Raw genomic sequence first — 2061 nt, forward strand, 5'->3', positions numbered from 1 at the left:
AAATTATTTTAAATAAAAAATGAATTTAGGTATTCTATTTGTGAAATATAACATAGAATACCTAATTTTAGTCTCTTGAGAGTATATTTCCAATTGAGAATCAACTATACTAAAAAATTAGAAAAATCCAATAATCTACCTTTATCATTGAATTATAATTACTTTTAATTTAGAATTATTCTAAATTAAGGAGGTAATACAATGATCGAAAATTCTTTAACAACCGCACACGGCGCTCCTGTCGGTGACAATCAAAATTCACAAACTGCAGGCAAATATGGTCCTGTTTTAATACAAGATGTTCATTTATTAGAAAAATTAGCTCATTTTAATCGTGAACGCGTGCCTGAACGTGTGGTTCATGCAAAAGGTGCAGGTGCACACGGAGTATTCAAAGTGACGAATGATTTATCTGCCTACACAAAAGCTGACTTTCTTTCAGAAGTAGGTAAAGAAACACCTGTATTCACTCGTTTCTCTACTGTTGCTGGTGAGCTAGGTTCAGCAGATACGCTGCGTGATCCACGTGGATTTGCTGTAAAATTCTATACTGAAGAAGGCAATTACGATATTGTCGGAAACAACACGCCGATTTTCTTTATTCGTGATGCAATCAAATTTCCTGATTTTATTCATACACAAAAACGTGACCCTCGTACACATTTAAAAAATTCAAATGCTGTTTGGGACTTTTGGTCACTTTCACCGGAATCTTTGCATCAAGTAACGATTCTAATGAGTGATCGTGGTATTCCTGCAACATTCCGCCACATGCACGGCTATGGCAGTCACACATTTTTATGGGTCAACGCTCAAGGTGAACAAGTTTGGGTAAAATACCATTTTAGAACGAATCAAGGTGTGAAAAATCTCCATCCTGATGTTGCAACAGAACTTGCTGGTATCAATCCAGATTATCATACAGAAGATTTATACAATGCAATTGAAAATGGCGATGCACCTTCTTGGACATTACATGTTCAAATTATTCCATTTGAAGAAGGATTACAAATGAAGGATATTTTGTTTGATGTGACAAAAACAGTGTCTCAAAAACAATATCCATTGATTGAAGTTGGGGTAATGACATTAAATCGTAATCCTGAAAATTATTTTGCAGAAGTAGAACAAGCGACTTTCAGTCCTGGGAACTTTGTACCAGGAATTGAAGCTTCTCCTGACAAATTATTACAGGGGCGTTTATTCGCTTATGGCGATGCCCATCGTTATCGTGTTGGTGCGAACAGTGCGCAACTACCAATCAATTCGCCTAAAGCAACCGTTCAGAACAACCAACGCGACGGTGCCATGCGCTTTGGTCACGATACTGGTCATATCAATTATGAGCCAAATAGTTTTAACAACGTAAAAGAACAAGCCGCAGCCAGAGTTTCTAATTATGATATTGATGGATCAATTGGAAATTATAGTTATGATGACAATTACTATTCACAAGCAGGCGACTTATATCGTTTATTACCAGAAGATGAACAAAAACGATTAGTTAAAAATATCGTTGATGCATTAGGACAAGTATCTTATCCCGAAATTCAACAGCGTCAGTTGCAACATTTTTATCGTGCGGATCAAAACTATGGGCAAGCAATTGCAGATGGTTTAGGTCTCTCTATTACTAAGTAACTTTTAATCCCGATGAGTGAATAAACATCGGGATTTTTAAATTGTAATATCTTCCCGTAACTTTTCAACTGTTTTTTCTCCAAAACCGCTAACTTTGATTAAGTCGTCGACACTTTTAAACAGTCCATTTTCTTCACGGTAGTCAATAATTGCTTGAGCTTTGGCAGCACCAATCCCGGTCAATGTCTGTAATTCGTTCGTATCTGCGGTATTAATATTTACCTGTACATTTTGTGAGGATGTAGAAGTGACGTTAACTGGGGCAACCATGACAGCTTCCTCTTTATTAGGGACATAAATCATCTGTTGATCTGTTAACTTTTCAGCTAAATTTAACTGATTCTCTTCGGCTTGTTCAGTAAAACCACCCGCAAGCATCACGACTTCTTTCATACGTGCTTCTGCTGCTATTTCATAAAC

General features: G+C 36.7%; 2 protein-coding genes. One reads left to right on the forward strand and one right to left on the reverse strand.

All coding sequences use genetic code 11. The features are described from left to right. Positions 1-201: 201 nt before the first annotated feature. The gene (locus tag BAU17_RS01765; RefSeq protein ID WP_161901100.1) at positions 202-1641 is read left to right on the forward strand and encodes a catalase; all 1440 of its coding nucleotides are present in this window, start codon (positions 202-204) and stop codon (positions 1639-1641) included. Positions 1642-1677: 36 nt separating this feature from the next. Here the strand turns inward: BAU17_RS01765 and BAU17_RS01770 are convergent. Next, positions 1678-2061, reverse strand: a 384-nt coding sequence (locus BAU17_RS01770) for a helix-hairpin-helix domain-containing protein (protein ID WP_202622258.1), incomplete at its 5' end; no start/stop codon positions are given.

The sequence above is a fragment of the Candidatus Enterococcus willemsii genome (assembly GCF_009933335.1).
Taxonomy (GTDB): Bacteria; Bacillota; Bacilli; order Lactobacillales; family Enterococcaceae; genus Enterococcus_F; species Enterococcus_F willemsii.

Excerpts from the sequence above, each read along its gene's own strand:
- BAU17_RS01765 (WP_161901100.1), top strand. The coding sequence starts at position 202 with ATGATCGAAAATTCTTTAACAACCGCACACGGCGCTCCTGTCGGTGAC.